The 19016-nt window shown below is 61.0% G+C and carries 15 protein-coding genes; 14 read left to right on the top strand and 1 reads right to left on the bottom strand.

Annotated elements, in window-relative coordinates:
- Positions 1–2 precede the first annotated feature (2 nt).
- From AB4Z25_RS24305 to AB4Z25_RS24265, 9 genes are all read left to right on the top strand, one after another.
- Entirely contained in the window at positions 3–1748 is a 1746-nt protein-coding gene (locus AB4Z25_RS24305) for an FAD-dependent oxidoreductase (RefSeq protein ID WP_442209605.1), read from the top strand.
- Positions 1721–2563 (top strand): class I fructose-bisphosphate aldolase, encoded by an 843-nt coding sequence (locus AB4Z25_RS24300; protein ID WP_442209603.1) that lies wholly within the window; start codon positions 1721–1723, stop codon positions 2561–2563. Before AB4Z25_RS24305 ends, AB4Z25_RS24300 begins: the two co-directional genes overlap by 28 nt.
- 31 nt (positions 2564–2594) lie before the next feature.
- Positions 2595–4124: an FGGY-family carbohydrate kinase gene (locus tag AB4Z25_RS24295; protein WP_442209601.1), complete on the top strand. Its 1530-nt coding sequence runs from the start codon at positions 2595–2597 to the stop codon at positions 4122–4124.
- A gap of 2 nt (positions 4125–4126) precedes the next feature.
- The gene (locus AB4Z25_RS24290; protein WP_442209668.1) at positions 4127–5740 is read left to right on the top strand and encodes a GMC family oxidoreductase; all 1614 of its coding nucleotides are present in this window, start codon (positions 4127–4129) and stop codon (positions 5738–5740) included.
- 363 nt (positions 5741–6103) lie between these two features.
- Positions 6104–7450, top strand: a complete 1347-nt coding sequence (locus AB4Z25_RS24285) for an LLM class flavin-dependent oxidoreductase (RefSeq protein WP_442209599.1) — start codon at positions 6104–6106, stop codon at positions 7448–7450.
- A gap of 26 nt (positions 7451–7476) precedes the next feature.
- Positions 7477–8322, top strand: a complete 846-nt coding sequence (locus AB4Z25_RS24280) for an ABC transporter permease (RefSeq protein WP_442209597.1) — start codon at positions 7477–7479, stop codon at positions 8320–8322.
- Positions 8323–8377: 55 nt separating this feature from the next.
- Complete coding sequence (locus AB4Z25_RS24275; protein ID WP_442209595.1) at positions 8378–9382, top strand: ABC transporter substrate-binding protein; 1005 nt, start codon at positions 8378–8380, stop codon at positions 9380–9382.
- A gap of 11 nt (positions 9383–9393) precedes the next feature.
- Positions 9394–10164 (top strand): ABC transporter ATP-binding protein, encoded by a 771-nt coding sequence (locus AB4Z25_RS24270; RefSeq protein WP_112390038.1) that lies wholly within the window; start codon positions 9394–9396, stop codon positions 10162–10164.
- 35 nt (positions 10165–10199) lie between these two features.
- Positions 10200–11555, top strand: a complete 1356-nt coding sequence (locus tag AB4Z25_RS24265; protein WP_442209594.1) for an LLM class flavin-dependent oxidoreductase — start codon at positions 10200–10202, stop codon at positions 11553–11555.
- Between the two features lie 60 nt (positions 11556–11615).
- Here the strand turns inward: AB4Z25_RS24265 and AB4Z25_RS24260 are convergent, their stop codons facing one another.
- Complete coding sequence (locus AB4Z25_RS24260; RefSeq protein WP_442209592.1) at positions 11616–12131, bottom strand: PAS domain-containing protein; 516 nt, start codon at positions 12129–12131, stop codon at positions 11616–11618.
- Positions 12132–12645: 514 nt separating this feature from the next.
- On the opposite strand from AB4Z25_RS24260, the gene AB4Z25_RS24255 reads away from it, so the two are divergent.
- From AB4Z25_RS24255 to AB4Z25_RS24235, 5 genes are all read left to right on the top strand, one after another.
- Positions 12646–13815: an ABC transporter substrate-binding protein gene (locus tag AB4Z25_RS24255; protein WP_442209590.1), complete on the top strand. Its 1170-nt coding sequence runs from the start codon at positions 12646–12648 to the stop codon at positions 13813–13815.
- On the top strand, positions 13812–15557 hold the full coding sequence (locus tag AB4Z25_RS24250) for an ABC transporter permease (RefSeq protein ID WP_442209588.1): 1746 nt from the start codon (positions 13812–13814) through the stop codon (positions 15555–15557). Before AB4Z25_RS24255 ends, AB4Z25_RS24250 begins: the two co-directional genes overlap by 4 nt.
- A gap of 1 nt (position 15558) precedes the next feature.
- On the top strand, positions 15559–16653 hold the full coding sequence (locus AB4Z25_RS24245; RefSeq protein ID WP_442209586.1) for an ABC transporter ATP-binding protein: 1095 nt from the start codon (positions 15559–15561) through the stop codon (positions 16651–16653).
- Between the two features lie 89 nt (positions 16654–16742).
- Entirely contained in the window at positions 16743–17897 is a 1155-nt protein-coding gene (locus AB4Z25_RS24240; RefSeq protein WP_442209584.1) for a mandelate racemase/muconate lactonizing enzyme family protein, read from the top strand.
- Between the two features lie 236 nt (positions 17898–18133).
- Positions 18134–19012, top strand: coding sequence for an alpha/beta hydrolase (locus tag AB4Z25_RS24235; RefSeq protein WP_442209582.1), 879 nt, complete (start codon positions 18134–18136; stop codon positions 19010–19012).
- Positions 19013–19016: the final 4 nt, after the last annotated feature.

Genomic DNA, 19016 nt, shown 5'->3' with positions numbered 1-19016 from the left:
TCATGAATCGTGAAGAGACGTTGGACGGGCTTCGCCAAAGCCCGAAAGTGGACGTGTGTGTCATTGGCGGCGGTATCAACGGCATCAGCGTCTTCCGGGAGTTGGCGCTACAGGGGGTCAATGTGCTTCTCGTCGAGAAGCACGATTATTGCTCTGGTGCGAGCGCGGCGTTGTCACGCATGGTGCATGGCGGCCTTCGCTATCTGGAGAATGGCGAATTCAAGCTGGTGCAGGAATCGCTGATGGAGCGTGAGCGGCTGCTGCGCAACGCCCCGCACTATGTTGCCCCTCTGCCGACGACAGTGCCGGTTTTCGATATCTTCTCGGGGCTCGGCAACGGCATCGTCCGCTTCCTGGGCTTGACCCGCCGGCCAAGCCGACGCGGCGCCGTTGCGATCAAGGCGGGGCTCTGCATCTATGACTTCCTGATCCGCAAGCGGGCCATGATGCCGTTGCACCAGTTTCGCAGCCGGCGGGCCACTCTCGCCAAGTGGCCGGCGCTCAATCCTGATATCCGGAGCTCCGCCACCTACTACGACGCCTGGGTCAGCCACCCGGAGCGGCTTGGCATCGAACTGCTGGACGACGGACTGTCGGCGCAACCACAGGCGCGTGCATTGAACTACGCGGAGATCACCGGGAAAGCCGGCGGCTATGCCCTCCGCGACAGTATCGGCGGCGCGTTGGTAGCGATCGAGCCGGCACTCATCATCAACGCAACGGGCGGATGGATCGACATTACCAACAACACGCTCCTTATGCCGGATGCCCGCCCGGCACCTCTGATGGGAGGAACCAAGGGCTCGCATCTCATCATCGACAATACGGCTCTCCACGATGCGCTTGGCGGCCACATGATCTATTACGAAAACGAGGATGGCCGGATCTGCATCCTGTTTCCCTATCTGGGCAAGGTGCTGGTCGGCTCCACCGATATTCGCGTCGAAGACCCGGAAACGGTGCGCTGCGAGGCCGACGAGCGCGACTATATCCTCCAGTCGCTTGCCTTCGTCCTGCCGGGGATCGAGATCCGGCCGGAAGAGATCAGCTTTCAGTTCTCCGGCGTGCGGCCGCTGCCGGCGAGCACGGACAGTTTCACCGGCCGCATCCCACGCGATCATTTCTGCACGGTCATCGACGCCGATGACGGCGGTGCGGCGGTGGTGTGCATGATCGGCGGCAAATGGACGACGTTCCGGTCCTTCGGCGAATTGGCAGCAGACATCGCGCTGGAACGGCTGGGCAGGCAGCGGCAGATCTCAACCGCTGACCGGGCAATCGGCGGCGGGCGGAGATTTCCACTCGATCGTGCAGCCTGGATCGCTGAAGCCGCGGCGGGAAAAGGGCTCCCCGCGGCGCGCATGGCAGCGCTTTTCTCTCGCTACGGCACAGAGGCGGAGGCGATCGCGAGCTTCATCGCAGCCGCACCCGATGCAAGCATGCCGCATGCGGACTACTCGGCGCGCGAACTGCTTTTTCTTATCCGCAACGAAGCGGTCGAACGGCTGGACGATGTGCTTCTCAGGCGAACCACCCTTGCCATAAGCGGTGATCTGTCCCTGCAGATGGTGGATGCCGTGCTCGATCTTATTGCAACCGAGAGATCCTGGACGCCGGCGCAGCGCGAGGCCGAACGCGCCCGCTTTCTGACCCTCTTGCGCGAACGTCACGGCGTTGCCGAAAGCACACTTTTCGAACGGAATGAACAAAGGAGCATGGAATGCGAAACAACAGCAAAGTCCGGATGAACAGGCTGTTCGGTGGTGGCCGTTGCCTGGACGTGGCAATCGATCATGGAGTGTGCAACGAGCCGTCGTTTCTGAGCGGCCTGGAAGACATGCAAACGGTCGTCCGGGCTCTGGTCGATGCGGCGCCCGATGCAATCCAGATGAATTACGGCCAGGCCGACCTGCTGCAGGATGTTGCGGGCAAGGACAAGCCGGCGCTGGTCATGCGCGTCGATATGGGCAATCCGTACAACAGCACGCGCCACCGCCACATGTGGGCCGTGCTGCAGAACGAGGCGGAACCTCTGATCGGCGCCATCGAGATGGACGCGGCCTGTGTCGTCGTCAATCTGTTCATGCTGCCGGATGAGCCGGACCTGTTCCGCCAATGTGTCCAGAACATCGCCCGCATCCGTGCGGATTGCGACAAATACGGCATGCCGCTGATGATCGAACCGCTGGTGATGCAGCCGGTCGACAAGGCCGGCGGCTATATGGTGGACGGTGACGCCGACAAGATCGTCACCCTGACCCGCCTTGCCCGTGAGATGGGAGCCGATATCGTCAAGGCAGACCCGACGACCAATGCCGAGGATTTTCACCGGGTTGTCGAGGCGGCGCGGTGCCCGGTGCTGGTGCGTGGCGGCGGCAAGGAAGACCTTCGTGCCGTCTTTGGCAAATCGGCGGCCTTGATGCGGCAGGGCGCGGTCGGCATGGTCTATGGGCGCAACATCTATCAGCACGCCAACCCCAGTGCGGTTGTTCGAGGATTGATGGCGATCGTGCATGACGATGCTGGCGGCGACGATGCCTTCGAGCTTTATCAGCGCGGCTAAGACTCAATAAAAACCTTGGGAGGGGTTCCGCATGGCACGTTATCTACTGGGGCTGGACGCCGGCAACACGGTCATCAAGGCCGTGATTTTCGACACGGAGGGCAATGAAATTGCCGCCGCATCCGCGGAGGGACACAGCCGGATGCCGCATCCCGGCCACGTAGAGCGTGGGCTCGACGAACTCTGGTCGAATGCCCGCAAGGTCATTCGCAGCTGCATCGAGCAGGCCGCCATCGAACCCGGGGATATTGCCGGCGTCGGCTGTGCCGGTCATGGAAACGGCCTCTATGCACTGGATCGGGGCGGAGAGCCGCTGCTCGGCATCCAATCGCTCGATACGCGAGCCGCTGCGCTGGTGGAGGAATGGCAGTCGCAGGGCGTCGGCGATCGGACACATCCGATCGCCCGGCAGCGTCCCTGGCCATCGCAGACGCCAACCTTGCTGGCCTGGCTGAAGCGTCACCGGCCGGACCTGTTCAACCGTATCGGGACGGTATTCCTCTCCAAGGACTTCGTCGTCAACCGGCTGACCGGCCGCCGTGTCAGTGATGTGTCCGACATGTCCGGAGCTGGCCTGCTCAATCTTGCCGAGCGTCGCTATGACGCCGCACTGATGGAGGCCTACGGTCTTGGTGATCACATGGATCTCCTGCCGCCGCTGATCGAAAGTGCGGATATCGCCGGTGCGGTGACTGAAGAGGTCTCCCGGCAAACGGGACTTGCCACGGGCACGCCTGTGGTCGGCGGGCTGTTCGATGTCGTTGCGTCGGCGCTCGGTTCTGGCGTATCGCGCACCGGCAGTGCGTCGATCATCGCAGGTACCTGGAGCATCAATCAGGTTATCATCGATGGCCCCGACCTCGACGGGCCGGTCTTCATGTCATCGACCTTCGATCGCACCCGCTACATGGCGATGGAGAACAGCGCCACCTCGGCTGCCAATCTCGAATGGCTGGTCAAGGAGTTCTTCGAGGGCGACCACTCAGCGGCCGGTTCACCCTTTGACGCTTGCTGCGCGCTAGCTGGGGCAATCGATCCGGCCGCAGACGATCCGCTCTACCACCCCTATGTCTATGGTGCTCAGCAGGACGGCCATGCGCGCGCCGGCTTCTACGGCATTGCGGGGTGGCATAGCAAAGGCCATCTGGTGCGCGCCGTGCTCGAAGGTGTTGCGTTCGGTCACCGTCAGCATATCGAGACGATCCGGAAGGCCGGCGCGGTATTCAACGAAGCAGTGCTGTCAGGGGGGGGCTCGCGAAGCCTCATCTGGCCACAGATCTTCGCCGATGTGCTTGGCGTTCCCGTCACCGTTGCCCGCTCGCGTGAGACCGGCGCGCTTGGCGCTGCGATCGCGGCCGGCACCGGCGTCGGTCTCTTCGCAGACTTTGAAGCAGGTGCCGAAGCAATGGTCCGCGTTGAGCGGCACTACCGGCCGGACACCACGCTGGAAGCCCACTATGCACGACGCTACGCGCTCTACACTGACATCGCCGAGGCGATGGCGCCCCTTTGGCGGCGGCTGACGGCAGTCCCTCCTGCTTTGGCGGAGGCCGCGGCTTGACCATGCACAGAGATGAGACGCCGGTTGACGCAGGAACCTATGACTTCATCATTGTCGGCGCTGGATCGGCCGGGTGTGTCCTGGCAAACCGGCTGTCGGCCAATCCAAACAATCGCGTTCTGCTTCTGGAAGCTGGCGGAAGTGACCGTTACCACTGGGTCCATATTCCGATCGGATATCTCTTCTGCATGGGTAATCCGCGGACGGATTGGATGATGACGACGATGCCGGAGGCTGGCCTCAACGGGCGTTCGCTTCCCTATCCACGCGGCAAGCTTCTCGGCGGCTGCTCCTCGATCAACGGAATGATCTATATGCGCGGCCAGGCCGCCGACTATGATGGGTGGCGTCAGGCGGGCAATGCCGGTTGGGGCTGGGACGACGTCCTTCCATATTTCCGCAAGTCGGAAGACAACTACCGGGGAAGTTCCGAAATCCACGGCGCGGGCGGTGAATGGCGGGTGGAGCGTCAGCGCCTGTCATGGCCCGTTCTCGATGCTTTTCGGGATGCGGCCGAGGAACTCGGCATTCCAAAGACGGATGATTTTAATGGGGGCGACAACGAGGGCTCAGGTTATTTCGAGGTCAACCAGCGGGGTGGGATGCGCTGGAACACCACAAGGGCCTTTCTCCGGCCCGCCATGAGACGCCCCAATCTCCGCGTCCTGACCGCGGCGGAAACGGAAAAACTCCAGTTCGACGGCCGGCGGATCACCGGCGTCCGCTTCCGGTCGAACGGCAAGGTTCATCAGGCACGGGCCAGCCGCGAGGTTATCCTTTCCGCCGGTGCGATCAACTCGCCGAAGATCCTGGAGCTTTCTGGCATCGGCAGACCCGGTGTGCTCCAATCGGCCGGGATCGACGTCATTCACCCGCTTGATGGCGTCGGCGAAAACCTGCAGGACCACCTGCAAATCCGCACGGTCTTCCGTATCGAAGGCGCAAGAACGCTGAACCAGCTTTATCACAACCTCTTTTCCCGCGCGGGGATGGGGCTGGAATACGCACTGCGCCGCTCCGGCCCTCTTTCCATGGCCCCGAGCCAGCTCGGCATCTTCGCAAAAAGCGATCCGTCGCTGGCAACCGCAGATCTTGAATATCACGTCCAGCCGCTCAGCACCGACAGGCTCGGCGAGCCGCTGCATCGCTTCCCCGCCGTCACGGTTTCGGTGTGTAACCTCCGCCCCGAAAGCCGCGGCACAGTCCACATCTCAGGGCCAGACACGTCGGTAGCTGCGGATATAAGGCCAAACTATCTCTCGACCGCCGGCGACCGTATCGTGGCGGCGAGATCGATCCGTCATGCCCGCAGTCTGATGCAGGCCAAGGCAGTATCGCGCTTCGCGCCCAAGGAGATGCTGCCGGGCGCAGAGTTTCAGAGTGACGAAGACCTGATCCAGAGAGCGGGCGACATAGCGACGACGATCTTTCATCCGGTTGGAACGTGCAGGATGGGAAGCGATGACCATGCAGTCGTTGATCAGGAATTGCGTGTCAGAGGGCTTGTGGGGCTGAGGGTCGTTGATGCGTCCGTCATGCCGACGATTGTGTCGGGCAATACCAATTCACCTGTCATTATGATTGCCGAGAAGGCCGCCGACATGATTGCCAATTAGCCGGGCTGGCGTGATGCGGCGCCGCCCATGACATTGAGCCACGCCAGGCAAACATAACGCGTGCTTCTTGCCATCAACGATGGTTCGCCGAACGTATCGGACGTCACCCTGGAGCCTGAACTGATCGTCCGAGGCAGCACCCGATAGAGGTAGCTTCGGGAGAACTGCGCCTTCCGCCGAAGCTATTCGGCTCGCCGCCTTTACCGATATGTCCGGCAAATTAGAAAAATAATTTAGCGGGTGGGAAAGCGAAAGAATTAATAGCCTATCAAATTTCTAGATTTCATCGAATTTTATGTCGCGTTCCGATGCTTCCGATGGCCGATCCCTTCGCCATCGCAAATGGAACCGAGGAGGAATTCGGTGGCACGACAGATCAGATTGGGCGCTTTTCTACCTGGCGGTGGCCAGCATATTGCTTCGTGGCGGCACCCGGACCAGCCGGTCGATGGCGCAACCAACCTCCAGTTCCATATCAAGCTCGCGCAGGAAGCCGAACGTGGTCTGTTCGACGCCTATTTCCTGGCGGACGGGCTCGCGGTTGCCTTCGGCGGCGGCATCGAAGGCGGAAACGCAAGGGTCGTCGGATTTGAACCCGTGACACTTTTCTCCGCTCTTGCGCCGTTTACAAAGCATCTGGGCTTCATCGCCACCGCTTCGACGACCTATGAAGAGCCCTATTCGGTGGCCCGCAAGTTCGCTTCGCTTGATCTGATTTCCGGCGGACGAGCCGGATGGAACGTCGTCACGACAGCGACGGAAGCAGCAGCCCGGAATTTCAACCGGGACCAGCAGCTTCCCCATGCCGCACGATACCGCCGCGCAGCCGAGCATGTGAGTGTCGTCAAGAAGCTCTGGGAAAGCTTCGAGGACGATGCCTTCATCCGTGATCGCGAAAGCGGTGTTTATTTCGACGTGAACAAGGTCCACCGTACGGATCACCGCGGCGAGCATTTCAAGGTCGAGGGACCGCTGAATGTCAGCCGCTCCCCGCAGGGTCACCCGGTCATCGTTCAGGCGGGCCAGTCCGACGACGGCCGCGACCTTGCCGCGGCTACCGCCGAGGTGATTTTCACCGCCCACCAGAAGCTCGATACCGCGCAAGAGTTCTATCGCGACATCAAGGCCCGTGCTCGGGCGCATGGACGAAATCCAGCTCATGTTCTGGTCATGCCGGGCGTCTCGCCATTTGTCGGCCGGACGGAAGCCGAAGCGCGCGAAAAATACGAACGTCTGACGAGCTTGATCATCGAGGAAGACGGCCTTGCGCTCATCAACGCCTTGAGTGGCGGCGAGCTTGATCTTGCCGGCGCCGATCTCGATGGCCCGCTCCCGCCAGCGCCGCCGACGGAAGGGATGAAAAGCCGCCAGGACTTGATCCGCCGCATTGCCGACGAAAACAACTTCTCGATCCGGCAGCTTTACCAGTGGATCGCCTCGGCAAGGGGACACTACACGATCGTCGGCTCGGCCGTGCAGATTGCCGACACGCTTCAGGAATGGTTCGAAAATGAGGGGGCGGACGGCTTCAACATCCTGCCGCCGTGGCTGCCCACCGGCCTCACGGACTTTGTAGATCTGGTGATCCCGGAGCTGCAGCGCAGAGGGCTGTTCCGCACCGCCTACGAGGAGAACACGCTCCGCGGCAATCTCGGCCTTTCTTTCCCGCATACCCGCTGGGCAAGCCCAGCGTCTGAAGCCGCAGAATAGCGAAAAGCCAACAAGGAGACATGCAGATGGCAATCAACGATGACCAGCCAGCCGTATTGCAGGGCTTTCAGGCCGGAGCTTTCTGGCGGGAAGGGGCAGGCAGAGAGTTTCTGTCTTTCACCGGAAACATCTTCTCCCGCTGGGGGCTTCTCATCACATTCGCCGTCTTCTGGCAGATCGCACCGTCGATGGGCTGGACCAATAAGGCCGTCCTGCCGCCGCTCAGCATCATCGTCCAGGCGCTCTGGAACGGAATTGCCGCTGGTACTTTCTCGAATGATATCCTGATCAGCCTGCAACGGGCCGGTATCGCCTTCGGAGCGGCGGCTGCCGTGGGTATCCCGCTCGGGCTGTTCATGGGACAAATCCGCATCATCGAGCGCGCTCTCGACCCGATCCTCCAGCTTTTCCGCCAGACCTCAGCGCTTGCGCTCTATCCTGTCTTCATTCTCCTGCTCGGGCTTGGCGAAGCGTCGAAGATCTTCGTCATTTTCTGGGCGACGCTGTTTCCGATCCTCCTGTCGACGATCGGCGGGGTGAAGCAGGTTGATCCCAAGCTCCTCGAAATGGCACGCGTCTATGGCGCCGGCCGCTTGACCATCTTCCGCCGTGTCGTGCTGCCGGCTGCATTGCCCCAGATTTTCGTCGGGTTGCGTCTTTCCGCCACGACGGCCCTCCTGCTCTTGATTGCTGCGGAGATGATCGGCGCTAATTCCGGTGTCGGTTTCCAGGTCATGAATGCGCAATACAACTTCCAGATTCCGATGATGTTTGCCGCGATCCTGCTTCTGGCACTGCTCGGGCTATCCGCGAACTTCGTCCTCGAACGCCTGCAGGCCCGGCTTTGCCGTTGGACCAAGGTCAAGAACTGAAACGCATGCTCTCAGCCGCACAAAGCGCTGATCCACCAAAACTCAGGAGATTGAAATGCACATTCTGCGCCGTTCCGGCGGTCACGCCCTCGCGCTCACCGCCGGCCTCTTTCTTGCCGCTTCCACCAGTTTCGCCGCTGCTGCCGAACCGGAGCAGGTGACGATCCGGTTCCTGGCCAGCCAGGGTGGCCTTGCTGCCCACGAACTGGCGGATGCGCTGGGCTACTTCAACGGCACCGGCATCACGCTCAAGAATGTCGGTTACGCGCAGGGCGGTCCGGCATCGCTCTTTGCACTCGCTTCCGGCGATGTCGAGCTCGGCAGCGCTGCGACGGCAGCCGTTTTGAATTCGGTTGCCAGCGGCAATGATTTCATCGCGGCCTATGCTTCGAACGGCATCAACAAGACGACTGAAAGCATTTTCTACACGCTTGACGAAAGCCCGATCCATTCGATCAAGGACCTTGCCGGCAAGACGATCGCCGTCAACACGCTTGGTGCGCATCTGGACTACACGGTCCGTGAGGCGCTTCATTCGGTCGGCCTTCCCGAGAATGCCGCAAAGCTCGTCGTCGTGCCGGGCCCGCAGCTCGAGCAGGTCCTTCGCTCGAAGCAGGTTGATATCTCCGCGTTCGGCTATTGGCAGAAGACCTTCGAAGGCGCTGCCCTGAAGAATGGTCCGCTGCAGAAGGTCTTCGGGGATACCGATGTGCTCGGCGAAATCGCCGGCGGCTTCGTCGTGCTGCGCCGCGATTGGATCAAGGAACATCCGCAGGCTGCCAAGGTCTTCGTCGAAAAGTCCGAAGCTGCCCTCGAATATGCGCGTCTGCATCCCGAGGAGACGAAAGCCGTCATCGCAAAGGTGCTCGCTTCGCGCGGTGAGAATGCCGATATCGCCCAGTATTTCACCGGCTACGGTGTGCGCGAAGGCGGCAAGGCGGTGACCCGCGATCTGCAGTTCTGGATCGACATTCTGGCACGCGGCGGCGTTCTTCAGCCGGGCCAGCTCAAGGCCGAGGATATTCTCTACAATCCTGCCAACTTCGCAGTCGCGAACTGAGGAGATAAGCGATGAGCATCGCCGAACCGGCAGTCCGTGGCGAAGTCACGATCCGAAACCTCTCGAAATCCTATTCGATCAAGGGCCGTCGTCTCGACGTGCTTCAGGGCGTCAGCAATCACATTCGCGCTGGGGAAAGTCTTGCGATCGTCGGTGCATCAGGGTCGGGCAAGACAACGCTGCTTCGGGTGCTTGCGGGGCTTGAGGATGCCGATCGCGGCGAGGTTCTGATAGACAGGCAGCCGGTTCGCGGTGTTGGCCGCGACCGGGCGGTTATCTTTCAGGAACCGCGGCTGCTGCCTTGGCTGAGCGTGCTCGACAATGTCGCCTTTCCGCTGGAAAATCGTGGGCTAGGCAAGTCGGAAGCCCGTGCAAGCGCCAGGCATTACATCAAGCTTGTCGGCCTCAGCGACTTTGCCGATGCCCTGCCATCGCAGCTTTCGGGCGGCATGGCGCAACGCGTCGGCATCGCGCGGGCGCTGGCCGTCAAGCCGGAGATCCTGCTGCTGGACGAGCCGTTCGGAGCGCTCGATGCGATGACGAAAATCACCATGCAGGAGGAGCTCGCGCGCATCTGGCGCGAAGAGCGGGTGACGATGATCCTCGTTACGCATGATCTCGAGGAAGCCGTCTATCTGGCCGACAGGGTGCTGATCCTGCCCAAGGACAAAGGCGGGCGGACGCGCGAGATCGAGGTCGATCTTCCGAGGCCGCGAAACCGCAGCGAGCCGCGCTTCGTGCGGCTGCGCGAACAATTGCTGAATGAATTTGGCCTGCATTGATGGCGCGCCGCAAGCGCGTTTGAAGGGAGATTTTTATGCCTAGACGTGACCGCCAAATGAGCCTCGGCGCCTTCCTGCTCTATACGGGACATCATGTTGCCGCATGGCGCCATCCAGGCGCGTCCGACAGCACCCGCTTTCAGGACTTTGCGCAGTTCGCGCGCATCGCCGAGGAAGCCAAGTTCGACGCCGTCTTCCTTGCCGATGGCGTCAGCGCCCGTATCACCGATGCGGCGGCCGCGAGCCGCAAGGCTCATTCCGGGTTCTATCCCTTCGAACCCGTCACGTTGCTATCGGCCTTGTCGGCGGTGACGAGCCGGATCGGCTTGGTGGCGACGGCATCCACCTCTTTTTCCGATCCCTATAACCTTGCGCGCCAGTTTGCGTCGCTCGATCATCTTTCGGATGGCCGGGCAGGGTGGAACCTCGTCACCTCTGCGGATCAGGGCGCCGCCTTCAACTTCAGCCGCGACGCCATTATTGCCCATGCCGATCGCTATCGGCGAGCCGAAGAATTCGTCGATGTCGTGACCGGCCTGTGGGATACCACCGATGATGACGCCTTCAGCCGCGACCGGGAGAACGGGATCTATTTCGATCCCGGCAAAGTCCGCGCGCTCGACCATCGCGGCACCTTCTTCCAGGTGCGGGGACCGCTGAATATTCCCCGGCCTCCTCAGGGACGGCCTGTCGTCATCCAGGCGGGCTCCTCCGAGCCGGGCAAAGAGCTTGCGGCACGAACGGCAGAAGCGGTTTTCACGGCACAGCAGACATTGGCGGGCTCCGTTGCCTTCTATAGCGATCTGAAGGGGCGCCTCTCCAAATACGGGCGCTCCGCAGATGACCTCAAGATCCTGCCCGGAGTTTTCCCCGTGGTCGGAAAGACCAGGCAGGAAGCGAGCGACAAGTTCGAGCAGTTGCAAAGCCTTCTCGAGCCGTCTGTCGGACTGGACATGCTCGCCGATCTTGCGGGCGTGGAGGACATAAGGACGATGTCGGTCGATCTGCTGATATCGGATCTGCCGGAGACCGAGGGCGGGAAGAGCCGCAGGGCGCTTTTCCTCGAGCTTGCGGCTCGCGAGAACTTGACGCTTCGTCAGCTCTACGAGCGCGTGGCGGGCGCCCGCGGCCATTGGCAGATTGTCGGTTCCGCTGAGGACATCGCCGACGAATTGGAGGAGCGTTTCGTCAACCATGGGGCCGACGGTTTCAACATCATGTCACCGGCGCTTCCCTGGGGCCTGTCGGACTTCGTTGAGCTCGTCGTCCCGGAACTGCGCCGCCGCGGCCTCTTCAGGCAGGAATATCAGGGCCATACGTTGAGGGATCATCTCGGTCTTTCCCGGCCAGACTTGCTGCGGGGCGCACTTCCGAAGGTGGCGGCCGAGTGATGTAAGGCCCACGCTACGGCGATCGCTTCGGGTGCCGTGTGGGAAACGCGGCGCCCGTTCTCAGTGAATGGACGTATCCTGCTCGGAACGCCGACCGTAACGGCGCAGAGCTTGGCCTAAAAGCTCCACCATTTCCATTTCGCCGCATTGCCGCGCCAGATCATGCGCCTGCAGGCAATGCCAGAAGAGCCTCTCCGATGGCATCGGCTGGCCGATTGACGGGTAGACAATGCCCGCATAGTGCGAGGGCGTGCCGTTCGCGTCTCGAAAGCATCGCCCGAATGCCGAGACGCCGACCTCCGTGGCATCCGGCCGCACGATCCGGTAGTCGCGCTGGTAAGCTTCGCCCGTGACGATCGCTTCGTGAATGGCCTTGGCAACATCCGGTCTGTCGTCCTCGCGGATGCGGTCGAGAAACCGGACGATCGGCAGACCACGCTCGGCTTCACGCGAATCCAGCCCGAAGAGATCGGCCAACGCGGCATCGGCATAGACAGTGTCGTCGCCCAGCTGCCACATGAATATCCCGGCATCGGCGGACCGCGCTGAAGTGTCTTCCGTCATATAGTCGTTCATCCGGCCGCCGCCCCAAACTGAAACATTTTACGGTCTTTTAATCTCATCTGCGGGATCGTTTTGCTATCCCGAGAAATCGGGATGCGGGCAAATATTTCAAGGCGTTAGCTTTCTAACATTGATCGGCATTGCGACGCCTGTTTGGCGTTCGGCCTTCACGCAATTGGTGCATTAAACTGCACATTGTCGCCGTCGCCCGGCGCGCCGGATGCGGTTTCCGGTCAAAAGGGGCGTTCTTCCGCATCAGGGCAGCCGCCACGCAGCAGAGACGCCGCTTATCTGTTTCGATATAATTTATCACTGAATGACAAATTATTTTGCTTATTGACAAATAAGAACGTGAAGCGCTTTATTCGACCCGGCTCTAAAAACTTGGCATGGACGCCCCCCGGCTTTGTTCATGCGCAAGTTCATCGGCCTTTCTCAGGGAGGTGGATCCACGTCAGTGGGTCCCGGGATTCATTCATCGGGAGGTGAGACAGTGCTCTTCAGAAATATCGTGTTCGGACTTTCAATGTCCGCGGCTTCGGTCGCGATCGGCCTGACGGCTGCGCAGGCGCAGACGCTGCCGGACTATTATCCGAGCTCCTACAGTCAGATCGTCGAGGGCTCCAAGGCCGAAGGTTCGCTGCTCGTGCAGTCGAATGTCGGGCAGCCCAACTGGAAGCCGATCCTGGAAGCCTTTGCCAAGGAATATCCGTGGATCAAGGTGCAGACGCTGGATCTCAGCGGCACCGAAGTCTTCGAGCGCTACTATGCCGAACAGGCTGCAGGTTCGAGCGAGGCCGATATCATTCTCGCCGCATCGGGTGCCGCATGGGCCGATTTCATCGCCAAGGGCAATGTCGTGCCCTACGAGTCTCCGGAAGCCTCGAAGGTTCCGGATTGGTCGAAGCCGGTCCCCGGCGTTTATACGATCTCGGTCGATCCCTCTGTTATCGTTTATAACAAGCGTGTCCTGAAGGAATCCGAATATCCGACATCGATCAGCGATCTGGCCAAGCTGGTCCAGGCCAATCCGGGCAAATTCACCAAGCGCTTGGCCACGATCGAGCCCTTCGGCTCCTCGGCAAAGGAATCGCAGGAAACCCACTACCTGCATCACGTCGGCCTCGACAAGGCGCTGGCAAACTTCTCGATCCTTGGCCCGGTTGCCGACCTGCAGCGTTCCGGCGGCCCGGTCTTCGAAAAGATCCTGACGGGCGAGTATGTCGCCGGGTGGGACCTGTCCGCTGTCCAGCTTGTGCCGTTCCTGCGTGATCCGGCCCGCGCCAGCATCATCGGCTTTGCGCTGCCGAAGGACGGCCTCGTCATGTCGACGCGCTACTACTCGATCGCCAAGACGACGAAACATCCGAATGCTGCCAAGCTGCTGGTCGACTTCATCATCTCGAAGAAGGGTCAGGAAGCCGTCAGCGCCGGAGGCCTGATCCCCTACCGCTCGGGCCTCGATATCCCGACAGGCGTCTATGACTTCACCTATGACAAGATCGTCAAGGAAGTCGGCGAGCAGAACATCGTCCAGACGTCGCTCGACAAGAACCTCATTACTGCTCCGCCGGAATATCTCGAAAACATGCGGCCTTCGGGATCAAGAAGAAGTAACTCCGGCACAGCCCGGATTGCATCTCCAATATGGGGGCCGGCTCCTCCCGGCCTCCTGTTTGAAGGAATGAGGACGTGACCTTAGCTACTCAACATGATGCGGCAGCCGGACCGGCCCTCGGCGGCGGTTCGCGTCTTCTGCGAAGACTACTGAACGAGCGATCGCTGATCATCAAGATCATCTGGGCCGCCCTGCTGTTCGTGCTCCTGGTCTCTCCGATGATCCCGATCATCTACCAGGGCTTCCTGGACAAGGCGCTGTATGAAGAGGGGGCGCAGTATACCTTCAAGAACTTCTCGAACCTGTTCGGCGATCCGGAATTTGCCGATGCGATGCTGAACACGCTTTATATCGCGGTGCTGGGCACGCTGTTCTCGACGTCGATCGGCTTCCTGGCGGCACTTTTCCTCGACAGGTTTGCTCTGCCGTTCCAGCGCACGCTCCGGCTGCTCTTCCTGTCGCCGATGTTCCTGTCGTCGCTGATCCTCGCGTTTGCCTGGTCGATGATGTACAGCCCGACCGGCTTCATTGCGCTGGCGCTTCAGGGTGCCACCGGCCTCGGCTTGCCGAACCTGAATTCGCTGGGTGGCATCACCCTGCTTGCCGGCGTTTCCGCCGCGCCGATCAGCTACATCTATTTCTCCTCGGCGATGATGAACATCCCGAACACGCTGGAGCTTGCAGCTCGCGCGGCTGGTGCAACACCGCTCCAGGCGATCCGCGGCGTCGTCGTGCCGCTGCTGATGCCTTCGCTGCTCTATTGCCTGATGCTCAACTTCGTCCTGAAGCTCGATCTTCTCGCCGTGCCGCTGGTTCTCGGCGTCCCAGCCCGCATCGAGGTGCTGTCCACCTATCTTTATGACAAGGGCCTGACCTCGGCGCGTGTGGATTACGGCCTCGTCAGTGCCGCCGCCATCGTCATGCTGCTTCTGGTGCAATTCTTCGTCTATGCGCAGAAATTCATCCTCGGCGACACCCGCAAATACAACACGATCGGCGGCAAGGCCGGCCGTCAAACCCCGATCCCGATGGGTGTATGGGGATGGGTCGTTGCCGCGGTGATGTTCCTTTACTGCATGCTGACCGCCATCCTGCCCTGCATGTTCCTGATCCTCAGGTCCTTCACCTCGTTCCTGTCGCCCTACATGCCGATCAGCGAAGTGCTGACGCTCGACAATTTCCGCCTGGTCTTCGGCTATCAGGACTATATCAACAGCATCTACAACACGCTGATCATCGCCATCGGCGGCGGCGCTCTGGCCGTGCTGATCACCTTTATCAGCACCATCGTCGCCTATCGTTCGCCGGGCTTCCTGAAATCCTTCACGGAACAGACCGCCTTCATCCCGAAGGCGATCCCGGGTCTCGTCGTCGGTATCGGCATCTTCTATGCCACCGTCATCATTCCGGGCAGCGGCTTCCTGCGCGGCAGCCTGCTGATCCTGGTGATCGCTTATGTGATCCGCTACTTCCCGACCGGCTTTGCGTCGATTTCGCCGGCATTCCAGCAGATCTCGACCGATCTGGAAAAGGCCGTGCGGGTTTCCGGCGGTTCGGAATGGCGCTCGTACATCTCTGTCACGTTCCCGCTGCTGCGGCCGGCGCTTTTCTCCTGCTTCCTGCTCTACTTCGTGCAGTTCTTCAAGGAATATGCAGCCGCCTCCTTCCTCTTCGGACCGAACACGGCGGTCATCGGCACCACGATGCTGCAGCTGAACGTCATGGGCAATTACGGGCCGGTGGCAGCACTTTCGGCGATCACGCTGGCGCTGACGCTGCCCATCGCGATCCTCATCCACTACAAGAAAAGGGAGGCCTGACATGGGCGTGGCTGTAAAACTGCAAGGCATCCGGAAAAGCTACGGTGCGCTCGAAATCCTCAAGGGTCTCGATCTCGACATCGCCGACGGCTCGTTCACCTCGCTGCTCGGCCCGAGCGGCTGCGGCAAGACGACCCTTCTCAACATGATCGGCGGTCTCGACCAGCCGACCAGCGGCGATATCCGCATCTATTCCGATGAGGTCTTCTCCAAGTCGAAGCTGATCAACGTGCCGATCGAGCGCCGTAATATCGGTTTCGTCTTCCAGAACTACGCGCTCTGGCCGCACATGACGGTGCTGCAAAATGTCGGCTTCTCGCTGAAGCTCAGGGGCATCGCCCGGGCCGAGCGCGAGAAGCGCTCCCGCGAAATGCTCGAGCGCCTCGAGCTCGCACACCTTGCCGATCGCTATCCCTACCAGCTGTCGGGCGGGCAGCAGCAGCGTGTGGCGATCGCCCGCGCGCTTGTCTACCAGCCCCGCTTGCTGCTGCTCGACGAGCCGTTGTCCAACCTCGACGCGCAGCTGCGCGAACGGGCTCGGTCCTGGCTCAAGGATATCCATCAGGCGTTCAAGCTGACGACCATCCTCGTCACGCACGACCAGGTGGAAGCCCTGTCGCTCAGCGATCAGGTCGTGCTGCTGAATAATGGCGGCATCGAGCAGAAGGGCAGCGCCACCGAGATCTACAGCCGGCCGGCAACGGTCTACGTCGCGGATTTCGTCGGCGGTTCCAACATTATCGGCGGCAAGCTTTCCGGCCTGTCGGGCCGCAATGAAGGCACGGTCGCCACGATCACGACATCGGACGGGACGCTGATCACCGCGCGGTCCCACGCGGAACTGACCGTCGGCATGCAGGCGAGCATCGCCGTGCGGCCGCAGAAGGTCATCCTTTCGGCAAGCAAGGACGGCGGCACGCGGGCCGGTTCGGTGATCGGCTTCGTGCCGCGCACGGTTCTCTACCACGGCGGCCAGTATGAAGTGATCGGCGATACACCCTTCGGGCACCTACGCGTCCTGTCGGAACATGAGCCTGCAGCAGACACGGCCTATGCCCTGCTGCCAACCGAAGACTGCCTTTGCGTTCCGGCCTGAGGGCCGGACGCCGTTTCAATTCCCTGACGGCTCCGCAGCTAATTCTGCTGCCCGAGCCTGTCCCGCATGCAATTCAGATGGAGCATATAATGAGCAATTCTGCCGTTACCGAAGCGCAAAAAGCCAATGACCTGATCCAGTCCGCGCGAGGCGAGATCAAGATCACCAACGCGACAGTCGCCTGCTATTCCTGGCCGCGCGTGCAGCCGATCACCAACGGTCTGCATACCTATGTGAACGTCAATATCGCGATCACCAAGATCGAGACTGATATCGGCGTGACGGGCTACGGCATCGGCCGCGACAATGTCGGTGAAAATGCCATGCGCAAGCAGTTCCTCGCCAAGATGATCGGCAAGGACCCGACGATGACCGAGGCGGTCTGGAAGGAATTCTGGATCCCGAAGCTCTACGGCCGCCGCGGCCAGGAGACCAAGGCGCTATCGTCGATCGACATGGCGCTATGGGACATCAAGGGCAAGCTCGCCGGCCTGCCGATCTGGCGCCTGCTCGGCGGCTACCGCAACCGTATCCCGACCTATGTCGCCGGCGGTTACTACAGCAAGGGCAAGGGCACCCGCGATCTGCAGGCGGAGATGGAAGGGCACGTCAGGAACAACGCCCGCGCCGTCAAGATGAAGATCGGTGCGGTCGAGATCGCCGAGGATGTTGAGCGCATCAAGGCTGTACGCGAAGTGCTTGGCCCGGACATCAAGCTGATGATCGACGCCAACTGCGCTTACTCCTATTCGGATGCGATCCGTCTCGCCAAGCGCGTCGAGGAATATGACATCTACTGGTTCGAAGAAGCCGTTCAGCCGGATGATTACGAAGGCTTCATCAAGCTTTCGCGCGCCACCTCCATTCCGCTCGCCACCGGCGAAAACGAATATACCAAGCACGGCTTCCGCGACCTGATTGCCACCCAGGCGATCGCCTTCCTGCAGCCGGACGCCCGCTACATGGGCGGCGTCACCGAATTCATGAAGGTCGCCGGCATGGCACAGGCCCACGGCCTCAACATCTGCCCGCACGGCGACCAGCAGGCGCATATCCAGCTGCTGGGTGCTATTCCGAACGGCCACATGCTCGAATTCGGCGCCAAGGAACTGAACCCGATGGCCGGCCAGGTCTACAAGTATTCGGCGGATCTGAACGAAGACGGCACGGTCACCATTTCCGATGTACCGGGCATGGCGAGCGATCCGAACGAGGCGGCGCTGGAGAAGTACCGGGTCGCATGATGCGATCTGTCGCGGGGCACCGGAAGGCCATGAGGCCTTCTGCAGGTGTCCCGCTATACTCTCCTGATTCGTGGCGGATGATGCAGGCTCGAAAGAACTGACATCATCCGTTTCGGCCCCGGCAGCGCCGCCGCGAAAGCGGCTAGCGTGTTGTTGAAAGCGCTGAACCATGCTACCGGATCCGGTAAAAAAGAAGGTTTTTCATCGGGATAGCGATCCAGATAAGGGAATGTTGGTTGCCAAGCGAAACAACGGAAAAGATCGTTTATGTGAAGACGGAGGATGGCCTGACGCTTGAGGGCCTGATGCTGCAGCCCTTGGGTCAGTCGGCACCCACCGAGACGATCATATGGTTTCACGGCCTGCACCAAAAATTCTCGGAAATGGAATACGTCAATATCGGCCGGCAGCTGGCTGCCCGCGGGTTTCGCTTCATTACGGCAAATCTTCGCGGCCACGATTTCGGCACATGGTTCCGGACCGATAAGGGTGCCTATCTCGGCGGCAGCGCATGGGAGCTTTTCAGCGAGTCCCCGCTCGACATCGCCGCGTGGGTCGATTTCGCGACGAAGGATTCCGGGCGCGTCGTGCTCGCAGGGCACGGTCTCGGCGGCGCGAAAGTTGTCTATTACCAGGCCGAGCGCCGTGATCCCCGTCTGGCGGGGCTGATCATTGCGTCCTCCGGTTCTCTCTTCCGCGAAAAAATGCGTCAGGACCTGCATCCCCTGGCGGCGAAGATGATCGCCGATGGGCGCGAAAAGGAACTGCTTCCCTGGGGCACGCGCGGCGACCGGCAGGTCGCGACGATCAGCGCTGAATCCTACATGGATTTGGACAGAATCCACGAGTCGCTCTACGGATACCAGAGCGTTCCGCCGGCGCTGGCGCGTATCACATGCCCGATCCTTGCCTGGTACGGCTCGAAGGAAAAGCTTGCCAACAAGGACATTGACGACTTCTTGGCGCGGGTGCGGCGCACGGCGACGGCGTCGTCGCTGGTGAAGACGCGGAAGATTGCAGGGGTTGAATTTTTCTACACCGGAAGTGAAAAGGTAATAGCCGGCGAAATCGAGCGCTGGTGCGAACAATTGCGCACACTTCAGGCGGCTGTTTGATTGA

Origin of the sequence: Rhizobium sp. RAF36 (genome assembly GCF_052114105.1) — a bacterium.
GTDB lineage: Bacteria > Pseudomonadota > Alphaproteobacteria > Rhizobiales > Rhizobiaceae > Rhizobium.
Note: the sequence above shows the minus strand (reverse complement) of the source record. Positions and strands in the feature narration are given on the sequence as shown.